Source organism: Desulfocastanea catecholica, assembly GCF_054657295.1.
On sequence record NZ_BAAHYZ010000132.1, the window covers coordinates 1 to 522 of the forward strand.

Genomic DNA, 522 nt, shown 5'->3' on the forward strand with positions numbered 1-522 from the left:
GGAAATCACTATCAATCACCTTGATATTTTTTCCACGCAGAATCGACTGCAGGTCTTCGTCGATCTCAATAGCCACGACTTCATAACGAGCATGGTTAAATTTCCAGGACTCGTTAAGGCACTCTATCAAATCCCCTTTACCGGCCTGTGGCTCTAAAATGTTTTATGTATTAACAAGGCTGAGCTCAAAATCGTCCGCCGCGTGGTCATCGAGCTGTTCGGTCGCCCACTCGTCAGCCTTTGCATATGCTTTGTCACGATCCGCTTCATGGTCCTCCGTCGCGGTTATCCACTCTCCGAAGGTGATCATTGCCCACAGCCGACCTACCAGCCTGGGGTTCAAACAAATTCTTGACTGTTTTTATGTTATGATATAGTATCATATCTAAATAATGTTTCTATATCATATCATAACAGGGGGAGCAAATGCAACAGGTAGCGACTTACGAAACGGTTGTTCGGGCATGCGAACGGTTAAAAAGCGAAGGACAGAAAATAACAGGCAGGGCGGTACTGGCGATC

Annotated in this window: 1 protein-coding gene; it reads right to left on the reverse strand. The window is 46.2% G+C overall.

Features of this window, described 5'->3' with window-relative positions; all coding sequences use genetic code 11:
* Positions 1–163: 163 nt before the first annotated feature.
* Positions 164–343, reverse strand: coding sequence for a hypothetical protein (locus tag ACYQ8U_RS23195; RefSeq protein ID WP_459947926.1), 180 nt, complete (start codon positions 341–343; stop codon positions 164–166).
* Positions 344–522: the final 179 nt, after the last annotated feature.